Raw genomic sequence first — 18,516 nt, 5'->3', positions numbered from 1 at the left:
GGCCTCCGGGAGGTGCAGGTGCACTCAGCCATCCCATACGGAGGATTCATAGGCTGGAGCGGTGAAGACCACAGCTCGCAGCATCCCTCTCGCCCCCGCAGCGCTGGCGGCGGCCCTGCTCGCCGCCTTCGTCGTGCTGTTCGCGCCGCTCTCCGCCTCGGCGCACGATGCGCTCATCGCGTCATCCCCCGCCGCAGACGGCACGGTCGAGACGCTGCCCGGCGAGATCACCCTCACCTTCAGCGAGAAGCTGATCACCGGCGAGGGCGCGACCGAGGTCGTCGTGACGGATGCCGCCGGCGCCTCGGTGACCGACGGGCCCGCGACCGTGGACGGCGCCATCGTCACGCAGCCGCTCGCCGCTGAGGGCGACGCCGGGGTCTATCACGTCATCTGGAAGATCGTCTCGAGCGACGGCCACCCGACCTCGGGCGAGTTCTCCTTCACCGTGACGACGAGCACGGTCACGGCCCCCACCGCCACGCCGACCGCCACCGCCTCCACGACACCGTCGGAGACCCCCGAGGCCGTCGCGACTCAGGCCCCGCAGGATGCCGTCGAGGGCGCGGACCCGGTCGGGTTCTGGGTCCTCGGGATCGTCGGCGTCCTCGTCGTCGCGGCCGTCGTCATCGTGCTTCTTTCACGACGTGGAAACCGGCCTCCGGCCGGCTCAGACTCCCCCTCGGAACGATAGGCTGGGAGCATGCCACACTACGACGTCGTCATCCTTGGTGCAGGTCCTGGCGGATACGTCGCTGCAGTTCGCAGCGCGCAGCTCGGCCTCTCCACCGCCATCATCGAGGAGAAGTACTGGGGCGGTGTCTGCCTCAACGTGGGCTGCATCCCCTCCAAGGCCCTCCTGAAGAACGCGGAGCTCGCACACACCCTGAATCACAAGGCCGACTTCTTCGGCATCTCGGGCGAGTTCACGATCGACTTCGGCAAGGCGTTCGACCGCAGCCGCGAGGTCGCAGAGGGCCGCGTCAAGGGCATCCACTTCCTGATGAAGAAGAACAAGGTGACCGAGTACAACGGTCGCGGCACCTTCACCGGCCCCAAGGCGATCTCCGTCGCCAAGGCCGACGGGACGACAGAGGAGGTCACGTTCGACAACGTGATCATCGCGACCGGCTCGAGGGTGCGCCTGCTGCCGGGAGTGCAGCTCAGCCAGAACGTCGTGACCTACGAAGAGCAGATCATGACCCGCGAGCTCCCCGAGTCGATCGTCATCGTCGGCGCCGGCGCGATCGGCATGGAGTTCGCCTACGTGCTGACGAACTACGGCGTCAAGGTCACGATCATCGAGTTCCTCGACCGCGCCCTCCCCAACGAGGACGCCGACGTGTCGAAGGAGATCACGAAGCAGTACAAGAACTACGGCGTCGACATCCTCACCTCGACCAAGGTCGAGACGATCGTCGACAACGGCTCGTCCGTCACCGTCACGTACACCGGCAAGGACGGCCAGCAGGCCTCCATCGAGGCCGGCAAGGTGCTGATGTCCGTCGGGTTCGCCCCGAACGTCGAGGGCTTCGGCCTGGAGAACACCGGCGTGAAGCTCACCGAGCGCGGTGCGATCGACATCGACGACCACATGCGCACCAACGTCGAGGGCATCTACGCCATCGGCGACGTGACCGCCAAGCTCCAGCTCGCCCACGTGGCGGAGGCGCAGGGCGTCGTCGCGGCCGAGACCATCGGCGGCGCCGAGACCCAGACGCTGGGCGACTACCGCATGATGCCGCGTGCCACGTTCTGCTCCCCCCAGGTCGCCTCGTTCGGCCTCACGGAGCAGCAGGCGAAGGACGAGGGCCGCGAGATCAAGGTCGCGACCTTCCCGTTCATGGCCAACGGCAAGGCCCACGGCCTCGGCGAGCCCGTCGGCTTCGTCAAGCTCATCGCGGATGCCGAGCACCTCGAGCTCATCGGCGCCCACATGATCGGCCCCGACGTGTCTGAGCTGCTTCCCGAGCTCACCCTCGCGCAGAAGTGGGACCTCACGGCCCTCGAGCTGGCCCGCAACGTGCACACCCACCCGACGCTGTCGGAGGCGCTGCAGGAGGGCTTCCACGGCCTCGCGGGGCACATGATCAACTTCTGATCGACGCAGGATCGAACGGGGTGACGACGGTTTCGTCGTCACCCCGTTCTGCGTCTATTACAGGCGCCCCATCGTCAGGATGTCCGCCGTGCGCTCACGCAGCAGGGGCGCGCCGAGCGCCCGGATCAGGCCCTCCCGCACGCGGAGCGGCATCCCGCCGGCGGGGGCGCCCATCGACATGTAGAAGCGTGCTCGCCGCTGCACCCGCCCCGCCGCTCTGGCTCCGCGCCGCGCGAACTCCGACAGATCGGCGGCGCCCGACGCACTGACGGATGCCGCGAGACGCTGCGCATCGATCCAGCCGAGATTCATCCCCTGACCGCCGATCGGACTGATCTCGTGAGCGGCGTCGCCGAGCAGCACGATGCGCCCTCCGACGACGACACGGTCGACCCGGTGCTGAGCGGCGTCGAACACGACGGGCGCCGGATCCGCCTCCAGCTCGGCGCCGACGCGCTGAGCGATCGCGGTCCGGAACGCGGAAGGATCGCCGAGACCCTGCCCGTCCTCGCGCAGCACCCATCGCCGCATGCCGCCCGGAAGCGGGAAGCTCTCCACCAGTCCCCCCGGCTCGCAGTGGAGGCGCGCACGATCTCCTCCTGACCGGTCGACGACGTCGGCCATGGCGTACGTCGCCGCTCCCGGACGCTGCGTCCACGAGAGCCCCAGACCGTCGCGCAGGCCGCTGCGCACTCCGTCGGCGACGATGACCAACGACGCGGTGAGCTCTTCACGGGCGCCATCGGACTCAGTGACGACCCGCACGCGATCGCGCTCCTCCCGCATATCGACGACGGCGCACCCGAGGCGGAGAGCGTCGGGCGCGAGCCCCTCGAGCCGTTCCGCGAGCAGCGCCCCGGTCCGACGCTGCGGAAGGATCAGGACCCGCCGCCCCTCGGCGAAGTCGACGGAGGCGAGCATCCGGCCCCGACTGAGAACGTCGCCTCCGCGGAGCGCCAGCGCCTCCGCGCGCACCGCGTCTCCGACACCTGCCGCATCGAGCGCACCGAGGCCGGCCGGGTGGATCCCGATCGCCCTGTTGCGCGGGTCCGGCCCCTCCCGCTTCTCACGCACCGCCACGTCGAGCCCGCGCCGGATCAGCAGACACGCTGCGAGGAGACCCACCGGACCCGCGCCGACCACGACGGCATCGTGGTCAGGCATCCGCCGCGTCCCATCTCAGCTCGATCCGTGCGGGCAGACGCCGACGCACCAGCCACCCAGGAGGGGCGACCGCGACCAACTCCCGCGGCGAGTAGGAGCGGCGGATGCTGGTGAGGCCGTCGGCGCGGATGAACGATCCAGCGAGCAGGTTCCGCGAGAACGGCAGGGTGGATGCCGCGAACAGCGCATAGGCCGTCCGGCTGCGCGCGATGTCGCCGTGCACCACGACCCCGTCCTCTCCGACGAGCTGCCTGGTCTCCCGGAGCAGCTGCTGCAGCTCACCCGGTTCGAGGTGGTGCAGCAGATGATTGGACAGGACGACGTCGAAGACCTCGCCGTCGCGCACGAGCTCGGCCGTGAGCGCGCAGCGGTACCGCACGCCCGCACCGCCGTCATGCGCCTGCGCCCACCGGGTCGCCCTGCCGTCGGCGTCGAGAGCCGTGATGTCGGCATCCAGCCGGTCGCGGCGGAGACGAGCCGCGAGCCCGCGGCAGAGGTCGCCGCCGCCGGATCCCACGTCGAGTATCCGCAGAGGTCGCTGTCGGGCTCGCGGACGAATGTCGCGGCGGTACAGCGCTCCAGGACCGGAGACGACACGGTTCACCATCTCGAAGCGCAGATAGGTGCGCTCCAGCATCCGCTGGTCCGCCTCGGGGTCGTCCATCAGCTCCCTGGCGTCGACGGCCCTGGCCGAGAGGTCGGGGCTCATGACCCCTCGGGGGACTCGACCGTCATCAGTGCGCTCTCCGCGGTGAGCCCCGGTCCGAATGCCATGGCAGCGACGCGGTCGCCGTCGCGGGAGTCCTCCTGCTCCAGGATGCTCCTCAGCACGAACAGCACGGTCGCGCTCGACATGTTGCCGTTCACCCTGAGCACCTCTCTCGCCGGGTGCAGCTGGACATCGCTCAGGTGCAGCCGCTCCTGCACGCGGTCGAGGATGCTGCGGCCTCCGGGGTGGATCGCCCAGTGCTGCACGGCCTCGGAGACCTCTCCGCCATCGTAGGCCTCGAGCAGCTCCTGCTCGCCCGCGTACAGCGGTCGCAGGGCGCCGATGATCGCCTCCCCGATGATCTGCGGGACCGCGGTGGAGAGGATCATCTCGAAGCCGTTGTCTCCGATGGTCCAGGCCATGTCCTTCTCCCCCTCGGGGGCGATGGCTGTGTGGAATCGGTCGAGCCTGAGCGCCGTCACCGGCGTGGGCAGGTCGCGCGCGGTGACGATGCCCGCGGCGGCCCCGTCTGCGAACAGCGACGACGCCACGATCGTGTCGGGGTCCTCCGAGGAGCGCAGGTGCAGCGTGCACAGCTCGACGCTGACCACGAGGACCACCGCCTCGGGGTCCGCGGCGCAGAACTGGCTCGCCGCTCGCAGCGCCGGCATCGACGCGTAGCAGCCCATGAAGCCGAGGTGGTACCGCTGCACCCCGTCGGGGAGACCGAGCGCCCTGACGATCTCGTACTCAGGGCCTGGCGCGTGGAAGCCGGTGCAGGACACGGTGACCACGTGGGTGATATCGGCCGCCTCGATGTCGGGATCGACAGCGATGGCGCGCCGGGCGACCTCGACGAACAGCCGCGAGGCCTCACGGACGTACCGCTCGTTGCGCTCCCGGGTGCCAGGGGACAGCAGACGCCCGCTCGCCCGATCGAAGAACACCGGGTCGGCGACGTCGGCCGTCAGCGACAGCTCGTCGATCACCGTGTGGCGGGTGTCGATGCCGGAGCCGTTGAACGAGGCCCCGACGATGCGCTGCGCCAGCCGTCCGATGTCGGGCTGGGCGGCGAAGACGTCGCGCACCTCGTCCTGCACGAGGAGGGTGTCGGGGACGATCGTCTGCAGGGAACGGAGCCTGGCGGGTGGGCGCATGCTGTCACTCAAGCATGCGCCGGGTCCGCGCGGAAGGGGGTTGCGCTCGCCCTCAGAACCCCAGTGCGCGCGCGAGCTTCGAGCCGGATGCCGCGTCGCGACCACCGGCGGCGAAGATCGCCCTCTCCGCGGCGGCGAACAGCCCCTCCCGCCCCTCGGGATCGTCGGGGGCTGCGGAGCCGAGTTCCAGCTCCCACTCCCGCCACTCGCGCTGCACTCCGTGGCGGAGGTCGGTCGCCCTGACCCTGTCGTCCACGAACTCGGCGACGACGCCGGCCGGCCCCGTGAGCAGATAGGCCGTGCGGCTGTTCTCGATGCGCGCGAGGGGTGTCAGCTCCGCGGTGGTCCACCGCGCGAGAGCAGCGGAGACGGCGTCCGGGATGCCGTCATCTTCGCCGAGCGGCCAGCCGATCTCCAGCCGACCGTCGCCCTCGCGGGGTCCCTTGATGTGCCAGCCCGCGTCGGGCCCGCCCGTGCGACGTCGCAGCGCCACGCCGGATCGGGAGAGGGCGGCGTCGGCCGTGTCGAGGTAGCGCGCGTCGAGCTCGCGCAGCTCTCCCTCCGACACCGCGTCGACTCCGGGGATGTCCCGCCAGTCGGGCAGCGTCGTGTCCGCGTCGACGTCGTACTTGCGCTCGACCTCGACGGTGCGCGAGGGCTCGGATCCGGACGGCGCCTCAGACATCCGCGGGATTGATGTCCTCGAGGGACTCGTCGTACCAGTAGTCGATCTCGGTGGGGCCGTCGTGCGAACCGGTGTTCTGCGGTTCGCCCCGTCGGTTGTACACCACCTGGGTCTCGCTGTAGGGGACGATCAGCTTGTCGTCCGCGTCGCCGAGGGGGATGATCTGCCCGTCCAGCGGGCCGCCGTGGAGTCGTGCGAGTGCCATGTGCTCACCCTAGCGCCGTCACCGTCGGCAGGGGCGCCCACGTCACGGCGATGCCGAGAAGCGCCCCGAGCAGCATCCACGGACCGAAGGCGATGCGCGTGGCCCCGTCCGCCCTGCGCAGCGCCATCAGCACCAGGGCGTACAGCGCGGCGAGGACGAAGGCGGATGCCGCCCCCGCGGCGAGCGCGGTCCACCCGTGCCACCCCAGCACCAGGCCGATGAGGGCGGCGAGCTTCACGTCGCCGCCGCCCATCCCCGACCTTCCGAGGATCCGCAGCGCCGCGTAGAAGCCGCCGAGGAGCACCATCCCCCACCCGGCGCGGATGAGCGCCGCGCTCTCCCCCGTGAGCATCGCCTCGGTCGCCGCGAGCAGCGCGGCCCCCGCCAGGGTCGGCAGCACGATGCGGTTCGGCAGTCGATGCGTGCGGGCGTCGATCACGGCGAGCGCGACGGCGATGACGAGGAGGGCCGCGTGGGCGAGCACCACGAGCACAGTGCGGAGATCCATGACGGAAGGCTAGGCGAGCGGGAGCACCCGCGCCCGACCCCTGTGGAGAACCTCGGTTGCACCTGTTCTCCGGCATCGCGCGTCATGTCCGACGTTCGAACTATCGTCATCACGTCACCTTGTTTTATTCGTATATATGTTCGAGGATGGATGCATGGGTCAGTCCGCCGATGTCCGCGCCGTGGAGGTGCTGCGGCTGCGCCGTGAGATCAGCCGGATGCAGCGCCGCCGCAGCGAGCATCCGCTGCTCCCCCTCGACCCCGCGCTCTCCTCCCTGCTGCCGGAGGAGGGCCTGCTGACGGGCAGCGCCTACACCGTCTCCCCGTCCCCGTCCCTCGTGCTCGCCCTCCTCAGCGCGGCATCGCAGAAGGGGCACTGGTGCGCGGTGATCGGCATGCCGACGCTCGGCGTGGAGGCGGCATCCGCCTTCGGCATCGATCTCGCCCGACTGATCCTCGTTCCGGCTCCCGGCGATCGCTGGCTGGCCGCGACCTCCGCCCTCGCCGAGGTCGTCCCGCTGATCGTCGTGCAGCCCGGCTCCCGTGTGCGCGATGCCGATGTCTCACGCCTGAGCGCCCGACTGCGAGACCGCGGCACCACGCTGCTCGTCGCCGAGTCCTCCGCGCTCGGTCTCTGGCCGCAGAGCGAGGGCAGCATTCGTCTCCACGATCAGCACTGGCACGGGCTCGGCGCCGGCTGGGGCCTGCTCTCCGGCTGCACGGCGACGGTGACGGCGCAGACCAGACGGAGCCCCGCGCCGTCGAGCGTGCTGGTGCGGCTGCCGGGGAGCAGCGGCGCCATCGAGACCGTGTCGCCGCCCCCCTCTCTCACCGCGCTGCCTCCCCTGCGCGACAGGACCGCAGATGCTCCCGCCGATGAGGCGTCCTGGGCGGTGGCGGGATGACTGCTCCTCTCCGCGTGATCGTGCTGTGGTTCCCCGACTGGCCGCTGCGCGCTGCTCTGGGCGGCGCCCCACCGCATCCGCCCACGGCTCTCGTGCAGGCGAACACGGTCGTCGCCTGCACCGCATCGGCTCGGGAGCACGGCGTGCGCATCGGCCAGCGCCGCCGCGTCGCCCAGGGCCACCTCTCCTCGCTGCGGGTGCTCCCCCACGACCCGGCCGCAGACGAGCGGGCCTTCCTCCCCGTGCTGCGGATCCTCGAGCGGCACGCCCCCGGGGCGACGATCCTGCGACCGGGGCTCGCCGCCATCCGCGCCAGGGGCGTCTCCCGCTACCACGGCGGAGAGGATGAAGCCGGTCGCGCGCTGATCGCCATCCTCGCCGACGCCGGCTTCCCCGAGGTGCGCATCGGCATCGCCGACGGCCCGTTCACCGCAGAGCTCGCCGCGCGTGCAGCCGAACCCTGCGCCGTCGTCCCGGCGGGGAGAGCCCGGGAGTTCCTCGCCCCGCTGCCCGTCCAGGTGCTCCGCGACGAGCATCTCTCGGGGCTCCTGACCAGGCTCGGCGTACGCACTCTCGGCGCGTTCGCCGCACTCGACGGACTCGAGGTGCGCGACCGGTTCGGCGAGCGCGGGGCGCGCCTGCACGGCCTCGCCGCCGGTGCGGACTCCCGCCCTCTGACGCCGCTGCCTCCCGACCCGGAGCTGGTGCGGACGGTCGAGTTCGAACCTGCCCTGGCCGGCGCCGATCAGGTGGCGTTCGCGGTGCGGCAGACAGCGGATGCCGTGCTGCTCGCACTCGCCGACGCCTCCGTCGTGTGCACCGAGGTGCGCATCGATCTGACCGACGACAACGGGAAGGTGTTCTCCCGCACCTGGCTGCATCCGACCTGCTTCGACGCCGCCGATCTCGTCGACAGGGTGCGCTGGCAGCTGGAGGCGCTGGCGACCGCGCAGGCGAAGGAGCCGATCGATGAGGCCAGGGCGTTCGGCGGCATCGTGGCAGTGCGCATCATCCCCGCCGCGGTCGACGACGCCGCCCATCATCAGCCGGGGCTGTTCGGTTCCGGCACCGACGAGCGGCTGCACCACGCCGTCTCGCGCGTGCAGACGATGCTCGGTCACCAGGGGGTCGTCACCGCGACGGTCTCCGGAGGCCGCTGGCTCTCCGACCGTCAGGTGCTCACGCCGTGGGGAGAGCGCGGCACCGCCCCCAGGGATCCGGAGCGTCCGTGGCCGGGCAGCCTCCCCGACCCGGTCCCCGCCGAGGTGTTCGCACCGCCGCGGCCGATCGGAGTGGTCGATGCCGCCGGAGCATCCGTCGACATCGACGAGCGCGGGGCGCTCTCGGCGCCTCCCGCGCAGATCGACGGCGCCGCGGTGCAGGCCTGGGCCGGCCCCTGGCCCGTGCACGAGCGGCTCTGGGATCGCGCGCAGGGGCGGGTCGGGCATCGGCTGCAGATCGTCGACGAGAGCGACAGGGCGTGGCTCGTGTTCCGCACCGGCGTCCGCTGGTGGGCCGAGGGGAGGTACCGCTGATGGGCTGGCACAACCCGCCGCTCTCCTGGACGGAGCTGGAGCGCACCCTGAGCGGCAAGGAGCCGCTCTCCACTCCGACCCCCGCCGAGCCGCAGGGCACGAGGGAGGACGCGGGTCCGGTCAGCCGGCGCCGGCAGCGCGTGCTCCCGACCGAGATCCCCCGCCCCGAAGACGCCGTGCCCTATGCCGAGCTGCACGCGCACTCGTCGTACTCCTTCCTCGACGGCGCCTCCTCCCCCGAGGAGCTTCTCGCCGAGGCGGAGCGGCTCGGCCTCTCCGCCCTCGCGATCACCGACCACGACGGCTTCTACGGCGCCGCACGCTTCGGCGAGGTCGCCGAGCACATGAAGGTCCAGGTGCAGACCGTGTTCGGCGCCGAGCTGTCCCTGGATCTGCCCGCACCGCAGCGCGGAGCCGCCGATCCCGCAGGCGAGCATCTGCTCGTCCTCGCCAGGGGCATGGAGGGATACCACCGCCTCTCCGGGGCGATCACCCAGGCGCAGCTGCGCGGCGGAGAGAAAGGACGTCCGGTCTACGACCTCGACGCGCTCGCCGATCGCGCGGGCGGCGAGTGGGCGATCCTGACCGGATGCCGCAAGGGCGCCGTGCGCCGAGGTCTGGAGCAGGGCGACGCCGAGACCCCGCTGCGGCGACTCGTCGACCTGTTCGGCCGCGATCACGTCGCCGTCGAGCTCTTCGACCACGGCGACCCCCTGGACACCCGGCGCAACGACGCTCTCGCCGACCTCGCCAGGCGGATGCGGCTGCCCGTGGTCGCGACGAACAACGTGCACTACGCGTCCCCTGACCGCGCCCGGCTCGCCGAGGCCATGTCCGCCGTGCGGGCGGTGCGCAGCATGGACGATCTCGACGGCTGGCTCCCCGCCCACGACGGGGCCCACCTGCGCAGCGGTGCGGAGATGACCGCCCGGTTCCGGCGCTACCCCGGGGCGATCGAGCACGGGCTGGAGCTGGCCGCGGCATCCGCCTTCCCCCTCCGACGCGCGCGGCCCGCCCTCCCGACGCAGAAGGTGCCGGCCGGACACACCCCGATGAGCTGGCTGCGCAGGCTCGTGTGGGATGCCGTGCCCCAGAGGTATCCGAACCTCGACGCCGGCGGCCGCAGCCGGATCGAACGGGAGCTGAACGTCATCGAGGAGAAGGACTTCCCCGGGTACTTCCTCATCGTGCACGGGATCGTCGCGAAGGCGAGGGAGCTGGGCATCCTCTGCCAGGGGCGGGGCTCGGCCGCGGCGAGCGCGGTCTGCTACCTGCTGGGCATCACTGCGGTCGATCCGATCCTCTACGACCTCCCCTTCGAACGGTTCCTCGCCACCACCCGCGAGGAGGAGCCCGACATCGACGTGGACTTCGACTCCAGCCGCCGGGAGGAGATCATCCAGTGGGTCTACGACGAGTACAAGCGCGATCGGGCCGCGCAGGTCGCGAACGTCATCCAGTACCGGCCGAAGAACGCGGTGCGCGACATGGCGCGGGCGCTGGGGTTCTCCCCCGGCCAGCAGGATGCCTGGTCCCGCCAGGTCGACGGCTGGGGTTCTCAGCTGTCGGAGCAGGACGACACCGACCTCCCCGAGATCGTCCGCGACTACGCGAACCAGCTGATGAAGGCGCCGCGGCACCTCGGCATCCACTCCGGCGGCATGGTGCTCACCGAGCGCCCCGTGGGCGAGGTCGTGCCGGTGGAGCACGCGCGGATGGAGAACCGCACCGTCATCCAGTGGGACAAGGACTCCGCGGCCTGGATGGGGCTCGTGAAGTTCGACCTGCTGGGGCTGGGCATGCTCTCCGCCCTCCGGCACTGCTTCGACCTCATCGAGGGGAGCACCGGCGAGGTCTGGAAACTCGAGACGATCCCCAAGGAGGAGCCGGCGGTCTACGACATGCTCTGCCGGGCCGACTCCATCGGCGTCTTCCAGGTGGAGTCTCGGGCGCAGATGGGTCTGCTCCCCCGCCTGCAGCCGCGCTGCTTCTACGACCTCGCGATCCAGATCGCCCTCATCCGCCCCGGCCCCATCCAGGGCGGAGCCGTGCACCCGTTCGTCCGGCTGAAGATGGAGAAGGACAGGACCGATGCCGAGAACGAACGGCGCGAGGAGCGCGGCGAGGAGCCGCTGACGATGCACGTCCCGTATCCGCATCCCGCCCTGAAGAAGGTGCTGGAGCGCACGCTCGGCATCCCCATCTTCCAGGAGCAGCTCATCCACATGGCGACGATCATCGGCGACTGCACGGCGGACGAGGCCGATACGCTGCGTCGGGCGATGGGGTCGAAGCGCGGTCTGGAGAAGATCGACAGCATCCAGAAGCAGCTCTACGCGGGGATGGCGCGGCACGGGCTGTCGCAGGAGGCATCCGACCGGATCTACGCGCAGATCCAGGCGTTCTCGAACTTCGGCTTCGCCGAGTCCCACTCCCTCTCCTTCGCCCTGCTCGTCTACGCCAGCTCCTGGCTCAAGCTGCACTACCCCGCCGCGTTCCTGGCGGGACTCCTGCGGTCTCAGCCGATGGGCTTCTACTCGGCGTCGACGCTGACGGGTGATGCGCGTCGACACGGCGTGGAGGTGCGCAGGCCCGATCTGCACCTGTCCGGAGCGACCGAGACCCTGGAGGCCCTGTCGGATTCCCGGGCGGCCACCGGGCGGGACTCCTGCCTCATCCAGGCGGAGCCGCCGCTGAAGACCCGGTTCGACCGCACCGCCCCCGATGAGACGGCCGCGCACCGTCGCGACGGCGGCTACGCCGTGCGGCTCGGCCTGGGCGGCATCCGCGGGATCGGCACGCCGTTGGCCGAGAGGATCGTCGGCGAACGAGAGGCGCACGGCCCCTACCGCGATCTCCACGACCTGGTGCGCCGCACGGATGCCACGACCGCCCAGCTCGAGGCCTTCGCGACCGCGGGCGCCTTCGACTGCCTGGGTCTGACCAGACGCGAGGCCATCTGGCTGGCCGGGGCGGCCGCCGAGGACCGCGCGCGCTTCCTCCCGGGCACGACGATCGCCGTGCAGCCGCCGCTGTTCCCCGACCAGTCGGGCTACGAGCAGCTCGCGGCCGATCTCTGGGCGACGGGGGTGTCCACCGACGACCATCCGATGACGCACTTCCGCGCGCAGCTGAGGGAGCGCGGGGTGATCACGTCTGCGCAGCTGCGGGCGCACGAGAGCGGGCGTCGGATCGAGGTCGCCGGGCTCGTCACGCACCGGCAGCGTCCGGAGACCGCCGCCGGCGTGACCTTCATCAATCTGGAGGACGAGCACGGGCTGGTCAACGTGATCTGCTCACGGGGCGTGTGGGCGCGCTACCGGCGCATCGCCCGAGACTCCCCCGCCCTCATCATCCGCGGCATCCTGGAGAGATCCGCCGAGGGGGTCGTGAACGTGCTCGCCGATGCCTTCGAGGATCTGCGCACCGGGCTCGCCCACCGATCGCGGGACTTCCAGTGAACGGGCTCCGCGCCGACGTCACCAGACGCGTTCGGCCGGGGGCTCCGGAGTGCGATCGGCTCCACCCCAGCGGTCGGCCTCGGCCTTCGCCGCCTCGGCGGCGGCATCCGCTCCGCGCAGCGCCGCCTTGGCGCTCGCGCCGCCGCCGTCCGGCATCACGGAGAGCACGGTGTGCGCACCGTGCCCGCCGATCATGACGGTGCAGTCGAGGACGCGCCCGAGCCACCGGCTCACCTCGCCGCGCGGATCCTCGGCGCGGCGGTAGCGGATGCCGGTGTCGAGGTCGATGACGGCGAAGACGACCGCCTCGTCGGCGGCGTCGTCCCTCTGCTCCGTCACCTCGACGCGGTGCCCGCGCGCGATGGCGAGCTGCGCGTTCAGCACGAGCTTTCTGTCCATGGAACCACCCTATGATCCGGCGCGGAGAAGACAAGACCCACGGGCGCTCAGAAATATTCGTAGATTTCTTTGTCCCCCAAATGGCGGACAAGACATTTTCGCGATATTCTGATATGAGTAGCGGGGGCTACCGGCTGAGAACTGGGGAAACAGCCGACGAGAGCAGCGAGATCTTCGCCGCCTCCCCTACCGTCCGGGATGGGCGGTGAGCCCTCTCGAGCGATTCGATCTGGGGCGAAGCGACTCGGGAGGGCAACCAGTTCCCCTGGCGCCGACCTAGTCTCGGTCCCCGACGTGCCCCGGTGCCGTGACCGAGAGCACGCGCTCGACGAACGCCGCGTACTCCTCCATGTAGTGCCGGAGGAAGCCCTCCGTGCCGGCATCCGCCACCTCGCCATCGGGCCCGAACACGTCAGGCTTGAACGTGATGTACGCCTCCGGCGCGTTCAGCTGCGGCGCGTTGAGGAAGCTCAGGACGCTGCGCATGGACGACTGCATCACCGCGGTGCCGATCGCCCCGGTCGAGGCGCCGATGATCCCCGTGGGGGTGCGCGCGAAGGAGTTGTGCCCCCAGGGCCTGGATCCCCAGTCGATCGCGTTCTTGAGCGGACCGGGGATGGACCGGTTGTACTCCGGCGACACGAACAGCAGCCCCTCCGACTCCTCGACGTCGCTCTTGAACGCGGTCACGGCAGGGGCCGGACTCTGCTCGTCGTCGCGATCGAAGAGCGGCAGGTCGCGGATCGAGATCTCGGTCAGCTCCAGACTCGGCGGGGCGAGCCGTACGAGCGCCTTCGAGAGGATGCGGTTGATCGAGTCCCGGGAGAGGCTGCCGACGAGATAGCCGATGCGGTAGGTCATGGAGTGCTCCTTCACGGTCGGGGTGTCGTCTCCGGTATACGCCCTCTGGCCAGCCGGGCGCCAGGAGATCTAGGATCTCGGGCAGAGGAGGTCGACATGAAGCTCATCCAGGTCGCGCAGCGCGCCACGGATCTCGACCGCGCCGCCGCGTTCTACAGCGACCTGCTCGGCACAGAACCCGCCGCACGCTTCGATCCGCCCGGACTGCTCTTCTTCGACCTCGACGGGGTGCGGCTGCTGCTCGATGCGGGAGCGGCGAGCGCGCTGCTCTACATCGAGGTCGTCGACATCCACGGCGCCGTCGAGCGGCTTCGGGCCGCGGGCACGACGATCGTCAGCGAGCCGCACGTGATCTTCAGCCATGCGGACGGCACTCTCGGCCCCGCGGGCACCGACGAGTGGCAGGCGTTCATCGTCGACAGCGAGGGCAACACGATCGGCCTGGTCGAACAGCGCCCCGCCTGAGCGGATCACCCTTCGGATCGGTGGGCCGCGAGGAACACGTCGAGGGCACGCGCCACGTGCCCTGCCGCATCTCCGTTCGGCAGGGCCTCGTCGTCGCCGAGGAGCATAGCCCGGTTGACGGGCTCTCCCATCACCAGCCAGTTGAGCTGGGTGGCGGCGAGGACGGGATCGGGCGCGCGCAGGATGCCGGCGGCATCCATCCTGCCGATCACCTCGGCGAGGGAGTCGATCGCCCGCTGCGGGCCGTTGAGGTGCAGCGAACGGGCCAGGTCGGGGAACTGCGGCATGAGGCCGATGACCAGCCGGCGGAGCGCGAGGAGACCCGGGTCGAGCACGGTCGAGAGCTGCTGCTCGAGGATCGGGGCGAGCACGGTGCGCGCATCCGCTCCGTCGCGCACAACCGGAGGTGCGCCGAGCACGCGCTCGCTCGCCGCGCTGGTCTGCGATCCGACCAGCGCGAGGAACAGGCCTTCCTTGCCGCCGAAGTGGCTGTACAGCGTCTGCTTGGCCACTCCAGACACCCGAGCGATGGAGTCCATCGTCACCGCCTCGTACCCGTGGGCGAGGAACTGCTCCTGGGCGGCGGCGAGGATCGACTCGCGCTTGCGCACCGAGCTCGGGCGGAGATCCTCAGCACCCCTTGACGATTTCATACTCATGAGTCTAGTTTATAGAAATCATACCGACCAGTCTTGAAATTGGAGATGACGATGGACAGCAGGAAGACCCTCGAGTTCGACGCAGAGCGCACTCATCCGAGCGAGGCCGCGTCATGAGCGCTCTCACCACCCCGCGGGGCGACCGCATCGTCTACGACGACCTCGGAACGCCGGGCGCACCCACGGCGATCTTCATCGCCGGCGCCGGGCCCACACGTGCCGACGACCCGATCACCCTCGCCACGAGTGAGGCCTTCGCCGCACTAGGCGGACGCGCCCTGATCGCCGACCGGCTCGGGCGCGGCGAGAGCACATCGGCGGGTCCGATCGAACTCACCGCCCAGCTCGACGCGATCGAGGCGCTCGCCCGAGAGGCGGAGGCTCCCGTCGTCCTGATCGGCCACTCCTCCGGGTGCGCGATCGCGATGCTCGCGACGTCTCGCGTGGCGGAGCTCGCCGGTCTCGTGCTGTGGGAGGCTCCGCTCGGACTCTTCGAGGGCGGCGCGCCGTCGTGGTGGGCGCGCGTGCGCGAGTCGATCGACGCCGGTGACCTCGAGGAGGCCGTCGCGAGGTACATGGTCGGGATGCCGCCGGAATGGCTCGAGGGGCTCAAGAAGTCCCCCGACTACCCCGGATTGATCCACAGTTGGATCCCCGACGGAGAGGCTCTGGCGGAGGTCGAGGCGAGCGGCTATCGGCAGGCACTCGCCCCTGTCGCCGCACCCGTCGTCGCCATCGTCGGCGCGGAGACCTTCCCCGGCATGATCGCGACGGCTGACGCGCTCGCGGAGGCGGCGTCGGACGGCCATTCCGAGCAGTTGGCCGGCGCGTGGCACTCCTGGGAGCCGCAGGCGATGGCCGAGAGGCTCGCCCGTCTCGCCGGGGTGGCCTGAGCCTATGGACCGACCATCGGCGCGTGGCGCACGGCGATCAGACGGTCCATCGTCTCCAGGAGCCTGACCGAATCCGGTCGGGTGTCGTCGGCCGGACGGTGCATGAGGGTGCGCAGCGAGCTCAGCGCGAGGAGGATCGCGGCATCCGCCACCTCGGGCGACCCGGCGCGCTCCTCGATGAGCAGACCGAACTCGGCCTTCAGCGCTCCCATCCACTGCGTGAACGTCGCGACGAGCTGGGGCTGCTCCGTGACGAGCTTCTTGAGCCTCGTGCGCTCCACGCCCGAGCTCATCGAGTCGGCGAGGAGATCGCAGATCGCGGGCATGAGCTCCCCCGTCGCCGCTCGGAACCGCGCAGCCGCCTCCGGAGAGATGATCTGCTCCGGCAGGTTGAGGGCCGCCGCCGTCTTCGACGGGAAGTAGTTGAAGAAGGTGCGGGGCGAGACCCCCACCTCCTCGCAGATCTGCTCGACGGTCGTTCCGTCGAGCCCTTGACGTTCGACCAGGCGCAGGGCAGCCTCGTGCAGCGCTTCCCGCCGCAGCTTCTTCTTGCGCTCGCGAAGCCCCTCGGGCTCCCCTGCGCTCTGGTCGTTCGTCATATCAGCTCTGCACCTTGATCGTCCCGGTCTCGCTGATGCCGGCGTCGTCCGCCATCTCCTGCAGAGCCGAGCGGGTGCGCAGCGGCGGAGCCTTGAAGAACCAGCTCAGCACGAACGCGAGCATCAGCACCCCGAAGCCTACCCAGTAGATCACGTCGATCGCCTGGGTGAAGCCGACCATGAAGGGCTTGGTGAGCGCGGTATCCGCGCCGTTCAGGAACGACGTGTCGCTGACCGAGCTGCTCGATCCGTTCGATGCCTCTGACGTGCCCTTGTTGATCTTCTCGGCGATGTCGGGGACGAGCTGGTCCACCCAGTAGGTGCGCTGGGCCTTGTCCGACCAGTCCACAGACACGGTGCCGTCCGTCACGGAGGCGTGAGCCTTGTCGGCGACAGCCTGGAGCGCCTTGGCCTCGGCGGCCGGGGTGGCCTCCGCGACCTTCTGGTCGATCACCGTCTGCGCGGCGGCGGCCGGAAGCTGCCCCGCGGCGACGGCCTGGTTCACGGAGTCGGTCACCGCGGTCGTCACGGCTTCGCCCGCCGAGGCCTTCGCCTCGGTCACGCCCTTGTCGAGCTGCGACTGGATGTTCTCCTGCAGCGGGCCGACGATCGGCGTCCACAGCTGCTCCATGACGGCCTTGTTCTGCTTCTCGCCGGCGACGGCGGGATCCAGCGCGGCGTTCAGAGCGGCCGTCAGCGTGGGCTTATCGCCCATGCTGTGCGTGATGTTCGTCGGCAGCAGGGTGAACAGCACCGACAGCATGATCGCGGTACCCAGCGTTCCACCGATCTGACGGAAGAACGTCGCTGCGCTGGTGGCGACGCCCATATCGGGCGCCTCGACCGCGTTCTGGCTCGCCATGGTGAGTGACTGCATCAGCTGGCCGAGGCCGAGACCGACCACGAACATGCCGATCATCATGAACCACACCGAGGTGGTCGACGAGACGAACGTCAGGAGCAGGAAGCCCACCGCCGTGGTCAGGGTGCCGGTGCGCGGGAAGATGCCGTACTTGCCGGTGCGCGCGGTGATCTGGCCGGCCGCCATCGAGGAGGCCATGAGACCCACCACCATCGGCAGCATCGCGAAGCCAGACTCAGTCGGGGTGAGACCGGCGACGATCTGCATGTACAGCGGGATCGTCATCATGGCGCCGAACATGCCGAAGCCCACGAGCACGCCGATGATGGTCGCCCACGAGAACGTGTTCGAGCGGAAGAGGCGGATCGGGATGATCGCGTCGTTCTTCATGGCGATCTCGATGAGCACGAATCCGATGGCGCCGAGTCCGCCGATCACGTAGCAGGCGATCGAGGCGACGGAGCCCCAGCCCCACTCGCGGCCCTGCTCTGCGACCAGAAGCAGCGGCACGAGCGCGACGATCACCGCGGTCGCTCCCCACCAGTCGATGCGCGGGTTGTCGTGCTTCGCGACCTTCGGCAGGTGCAGGAAGGTGATCACCATGCCGAGCGCGATGAGACCGATGGGCAGGTTGATGAGGAAGACCCAGCGCCAGCCGGAGATCCAGAGGATCTCGTTGGCACCTGCGAAGAGACCGCCGACGAGCGGGCCGATCAGCGAGGAGATGCCGAAGACGGCGAAGAAGTAGCCCTGGTACTTGGCGCGCTCGCGCGGGGCGAGGATGTCGGCCATGATCGCGAGCGGCAGCGACATCAGCGCGCCGGCGCCGATGCCCTGGAAGGCGCGGAAGCCGGCCAGCATCAGCATCGACGTCGAGAACGTCGACAGCACGGAGCCGATGATGAACACCGTGATGCCGAAGATGAACAGCGGGCGGCGCCCGAAGATGTCGGAGAGCTTGCCGTAGATCGGCACGGAGATGGTCGACGTGATCAGGTACGCCGTGGTGACCCAGGCCTGCTGGTCGAGGCCGTGCAGGTCGTCGCCGATCGTGCGGATCGCCGTGCCGACGATGGTCTGGTCGAGAGACGACAGGAACATTCCGGCCATGAGGCCGTAGATCACGAGGAGGATCTGACGGTGCGTCATGATCGGCTTCGACGCGTCAGATTTCGCGACCGGCGTGGCACCGGTGCGGGTGGAGACAGTTGACATTCCAGCCCTTCGGAAGGCGTGAGGATTATTGCAGACGTGCAATATTACACGACTGCAAGATTAGCGCGGGCTGAGAGTGTCGGATGCCGTCCGGACGGAGCCTCGATTCGCTAGCCTGAGTGCGATCGCGCGGC

The 18,516-nt window shown here is 70.1% G+C and carries 18 protein-coding genes; 7 read left to right on the top strand and 11 right to left on the bottom strand.

The features are described 5' to 3' along the window. The first annotated feature begins 61 nt into the window (after positions 1-61). A complete protein-coding gene (locus LC438_RS07530; RefSeq protein ID WP_223586246.1) occupies positions 62-694 on the top strand; it encodes a copper resistance CopC family protein in 633 nt (210 codons plus the stop codon). A 9-nt stretch (positions 695-703) separates the two neighbouring features. After that, positions 704-2,101, top strand: coding sequence for a dihydrolipoyl dehydrogenase (gene lpdA, locus LC438_RS07525; RefSeq protein ID WP_105676939.1), 1,398 nt, complete (start codon positions 704-706; stop codon positions 2,099-2,101). A gap of 57 nt (positions 2,102-2,158) precedes the next feature. Here lpdA and LC438_RS07520 read toward each other — a convergent pair whose 3' ends face one another. Genes LC438_RS07520 through LC438_RS07495 form a run of 6 tightly spaced genes read right to left on the bottom strand, consistent with a single transcriptional unit; the run spans position 2,159 to position 6,529 of the window. Then, on the bottom strand, positions 2,159-3,265 hold the full coding sequence (locus LC438_RS07520; protein ID WP_223586245.1) for an NAD(P)/FAD-dependent oxidoreductase: 1,107 nt from the start codon (positions 3,263-3,265) through the stop codon (positions 2,159-2,161). After that, on the bottom strand, positions 3,258-3,974 hold the full coding sequence (locus LC438_RS07515) for a methyltransferase domain-containing protein (RefSeq protein WP_223586244.1): 717 nt from the start codon (positions 3,972-3,974) through the stop codon (positions 3,258-3,260). The genes LC438_RS07520 and LC438_RS07515 overlap by 8 nt, the downstream gene beginning before the upstream one ends. After that, complete coding sequence (locus tag LC438_RS07510) at positions 3,971-5,131, bottom strand: type III polyketide synthase (RefSeq protein ID WP_105676943.1); 1,161 nt, start codon at positions 5,129-5,131, stop codon at positions 3,971-3,973. The genes LC438_RS07515 and LC438_RS07510 overlap by 4 nt, the downstream gene beginning before the upstream one ends. Positions 5,132-5,183: 52 nt before the next feature. Beyond that, positions 5,184-5,816 (bottom strand): CYTH domain-containing protein, encoded by a 633-nt coding sequence (locus LC438_RS07505; RefSeq protein WP_105676945.1) that lies wholly within the window; start codon positions 5,814-5,816, stop codon positions 5,184-5,186. Beyond that, entirely contained in the window at positions 5,809-6,021 is a 213-nt protein-coding gene (locus LC438_RS07500; protein ID WP_105676946.1) for a response regulator, read from the bottom strand. Before LC438_RS07500 ends, LC438_RS07505 begins: the two co-directional genes overlap by 8 nt. Positions 6,022-6,025: 4 nt before the next feature. Further along, positions 6,026-6,529: an A24 family peptidase gene (locus LC438_RS07495; protein ID WP_105676947.1), complete on the bottom strand. Its 504-nt coding sequence runs from the start codon at positions 6,527-6,529 to the stop codon at positions 6,026-6,028. Positions 6,530-6,683: 154 nt separating this feature from the next. On the opposite strand from LC438_RS07495, the gene LC438_RS07490 reads away from it, so the two are divergent. Genes LC438_RS07490 through LC438_RS07480 form a run of 3 tightly spaced genes read left to right on the top strand, consistent with a single transcriptional unit; the run spans position 6,684 to position 12,429 of the window. After that, complete coding sequence (locus LC438_RS07490) at positions 6,684-7,433, top strand: hypothetical protein (protein WP_223586243.1); 750 nt, start codon at positions 6,684-6,686, stop codon at positions 7,431-7,433. After that, on the top strand, positions 7,430-8,968 hold the full coding sequence (locus LC438_RS07485; protein ID WP_105676950.1) for a DNA polymerase Y family protein: 1,539 nt from the start codon (positions 7,430-7,432) through the stop codon (positions 8,966-8,968). Before LC438_RS07490 ends, LC438_RS07485 begins: the two co-directional genes overlap by 4 nt. Then, positions 8,968-12,429 carry an error-prone DNA polymerase gene (locus LC438_RS07480; protein ID WP_223586242.1) on the top strand — a complete coding sequence of 1,154 codons (3,462 nt, stop codon included), beginning with the start codon at positions 8,968-8,970 and terminating at the stop codon, positions 12,427-12,429. Before LC438_RS07485 ends, LC438_RS07480 begins: the two co-directional genes overlap by 1 nt. An 18-nt stretch (positions 12,430-12,447) precedes the next feature. Here LC438_RS07480 and LC438_RS07475 read toward each other — a convergent pair whose 3' ends face one another. Together LC438_RS07475 and LC438_RS07470 are read right to left on the bottom strand one after the other, a co-directional pair. Continuing rightward, positions 12,448-12,828, bottom strand: a complete 381-nt coding sequence (locus LC438_RS07475; protein ID WP_105676952.1) for a hypothetical protein — start codon at positions 12,826-12,828, stop codon at positions 12,448-12,450. 276 nt (positions 12,829-13,104) lie between these two features. Further along, a complete protein-coding gene (locus LC438_RS07470; protein WP_223586241.1) occupies positions 13,105-13,689 on the bottom strand; it encodes an NADPH-dependent FMN reductase in 585 nt (194 codons plus the stop codon). 96 nt (positions 13,690-13,785) lie between these two features. On the opposite strand from LC438_RS07470, the gene LC438_RS07465 reads away from it, so the two are divergent. After that, positions 13,786-14,154: a VOC family protein gene (locus LC438_RS07465; RefSeq protein ID WP_223586240.1), complete on the top strand. Its 369-nt coding sequence runs from the start codon at positions 13,786-13,788 to the stop codon at positions 14,152-14,154. 5 nt (positions 14,155-14,159) lie between these two features. On the opposite strand, the gene LC438_RS07460 is transcribed toward LC438_RS07465, so the two are convergent. Then, positions 14,160-14,807 (bottom strand): TetR/AcrR family transcriptional regulator, encoded by a 648-nt coding sequence (locus LC438_RS07460; protein ID WP_223586239.1) that lies wholly within the window; start codon positions 14,805-14,807, stop codon positions 14,160-14,162. A 119-nt stretch (positions 14,808-14,926) separates the two neighbouring features. On the opposite strand from LC438_RS07460, the gene LC438_RS07455 reads away from it, so the two are divergent. Continuing rightward, positions 14,927-15,706, top strand: a complete 780-nt coding sequence (locus LC438_RS07455; protein WP_223586238.1) for an alpha/beta fold hydrolase — start codon at positions 14,927-14,929, stop codon at positions 15,704-15,706. Between the two features lie 2 nt (positions 15,707-15,708). On the opposite strand, the gene LC438_RS07450 is transcribed toward LC438_RS07455, so the two are convergent. Together LC438_RS07450 and LC438_RS07445 are read right to left on the bottom strand one after the other, a co-directional pair. Beyond that, positions 15,709-16,305 carry a TetR/AcrR family transcriptional regulator gene (locus LC438_RS07450; RefSeq protein WP_223586237.1) on the bottom strand — a complete coding sequence of 199 codons (597 nt, stop codon included), beginning with the start codon at positions 16,303-16,305 and terminating at the stop codon, positions 15,709-15,711. Between the two features lies 1 nt (position 16,306). After that, positions 16,307-18,316 carry an MDR family MFS transporter gene (locus LC438_RS07445; RefSeq protein WP_374197871.1) on the bottom strand — a complete coding sequence of 670 codons (2,010 nt, stop codon included), beginning with the start codon at positions 18,314-18,316 and terminating at the stop codon, positions 16,307-16,309. Positions 18,317-18,516: the final 200 nt, after the last annotated feature.

Origin of the sequence: Microbacterium sp. OVT16B (assembly GCF_019969705.1) — a bacterium.
Classification (GTDB): Bacteria; Actinomycetota; Actinomycetes; order Actinomycetales; family Microbacteriaceae; genus Microbacterium; species Microbacterium natoriense.
This window is presented reverse-complemented; position numbering and strand designations above follow the sequence as displayed.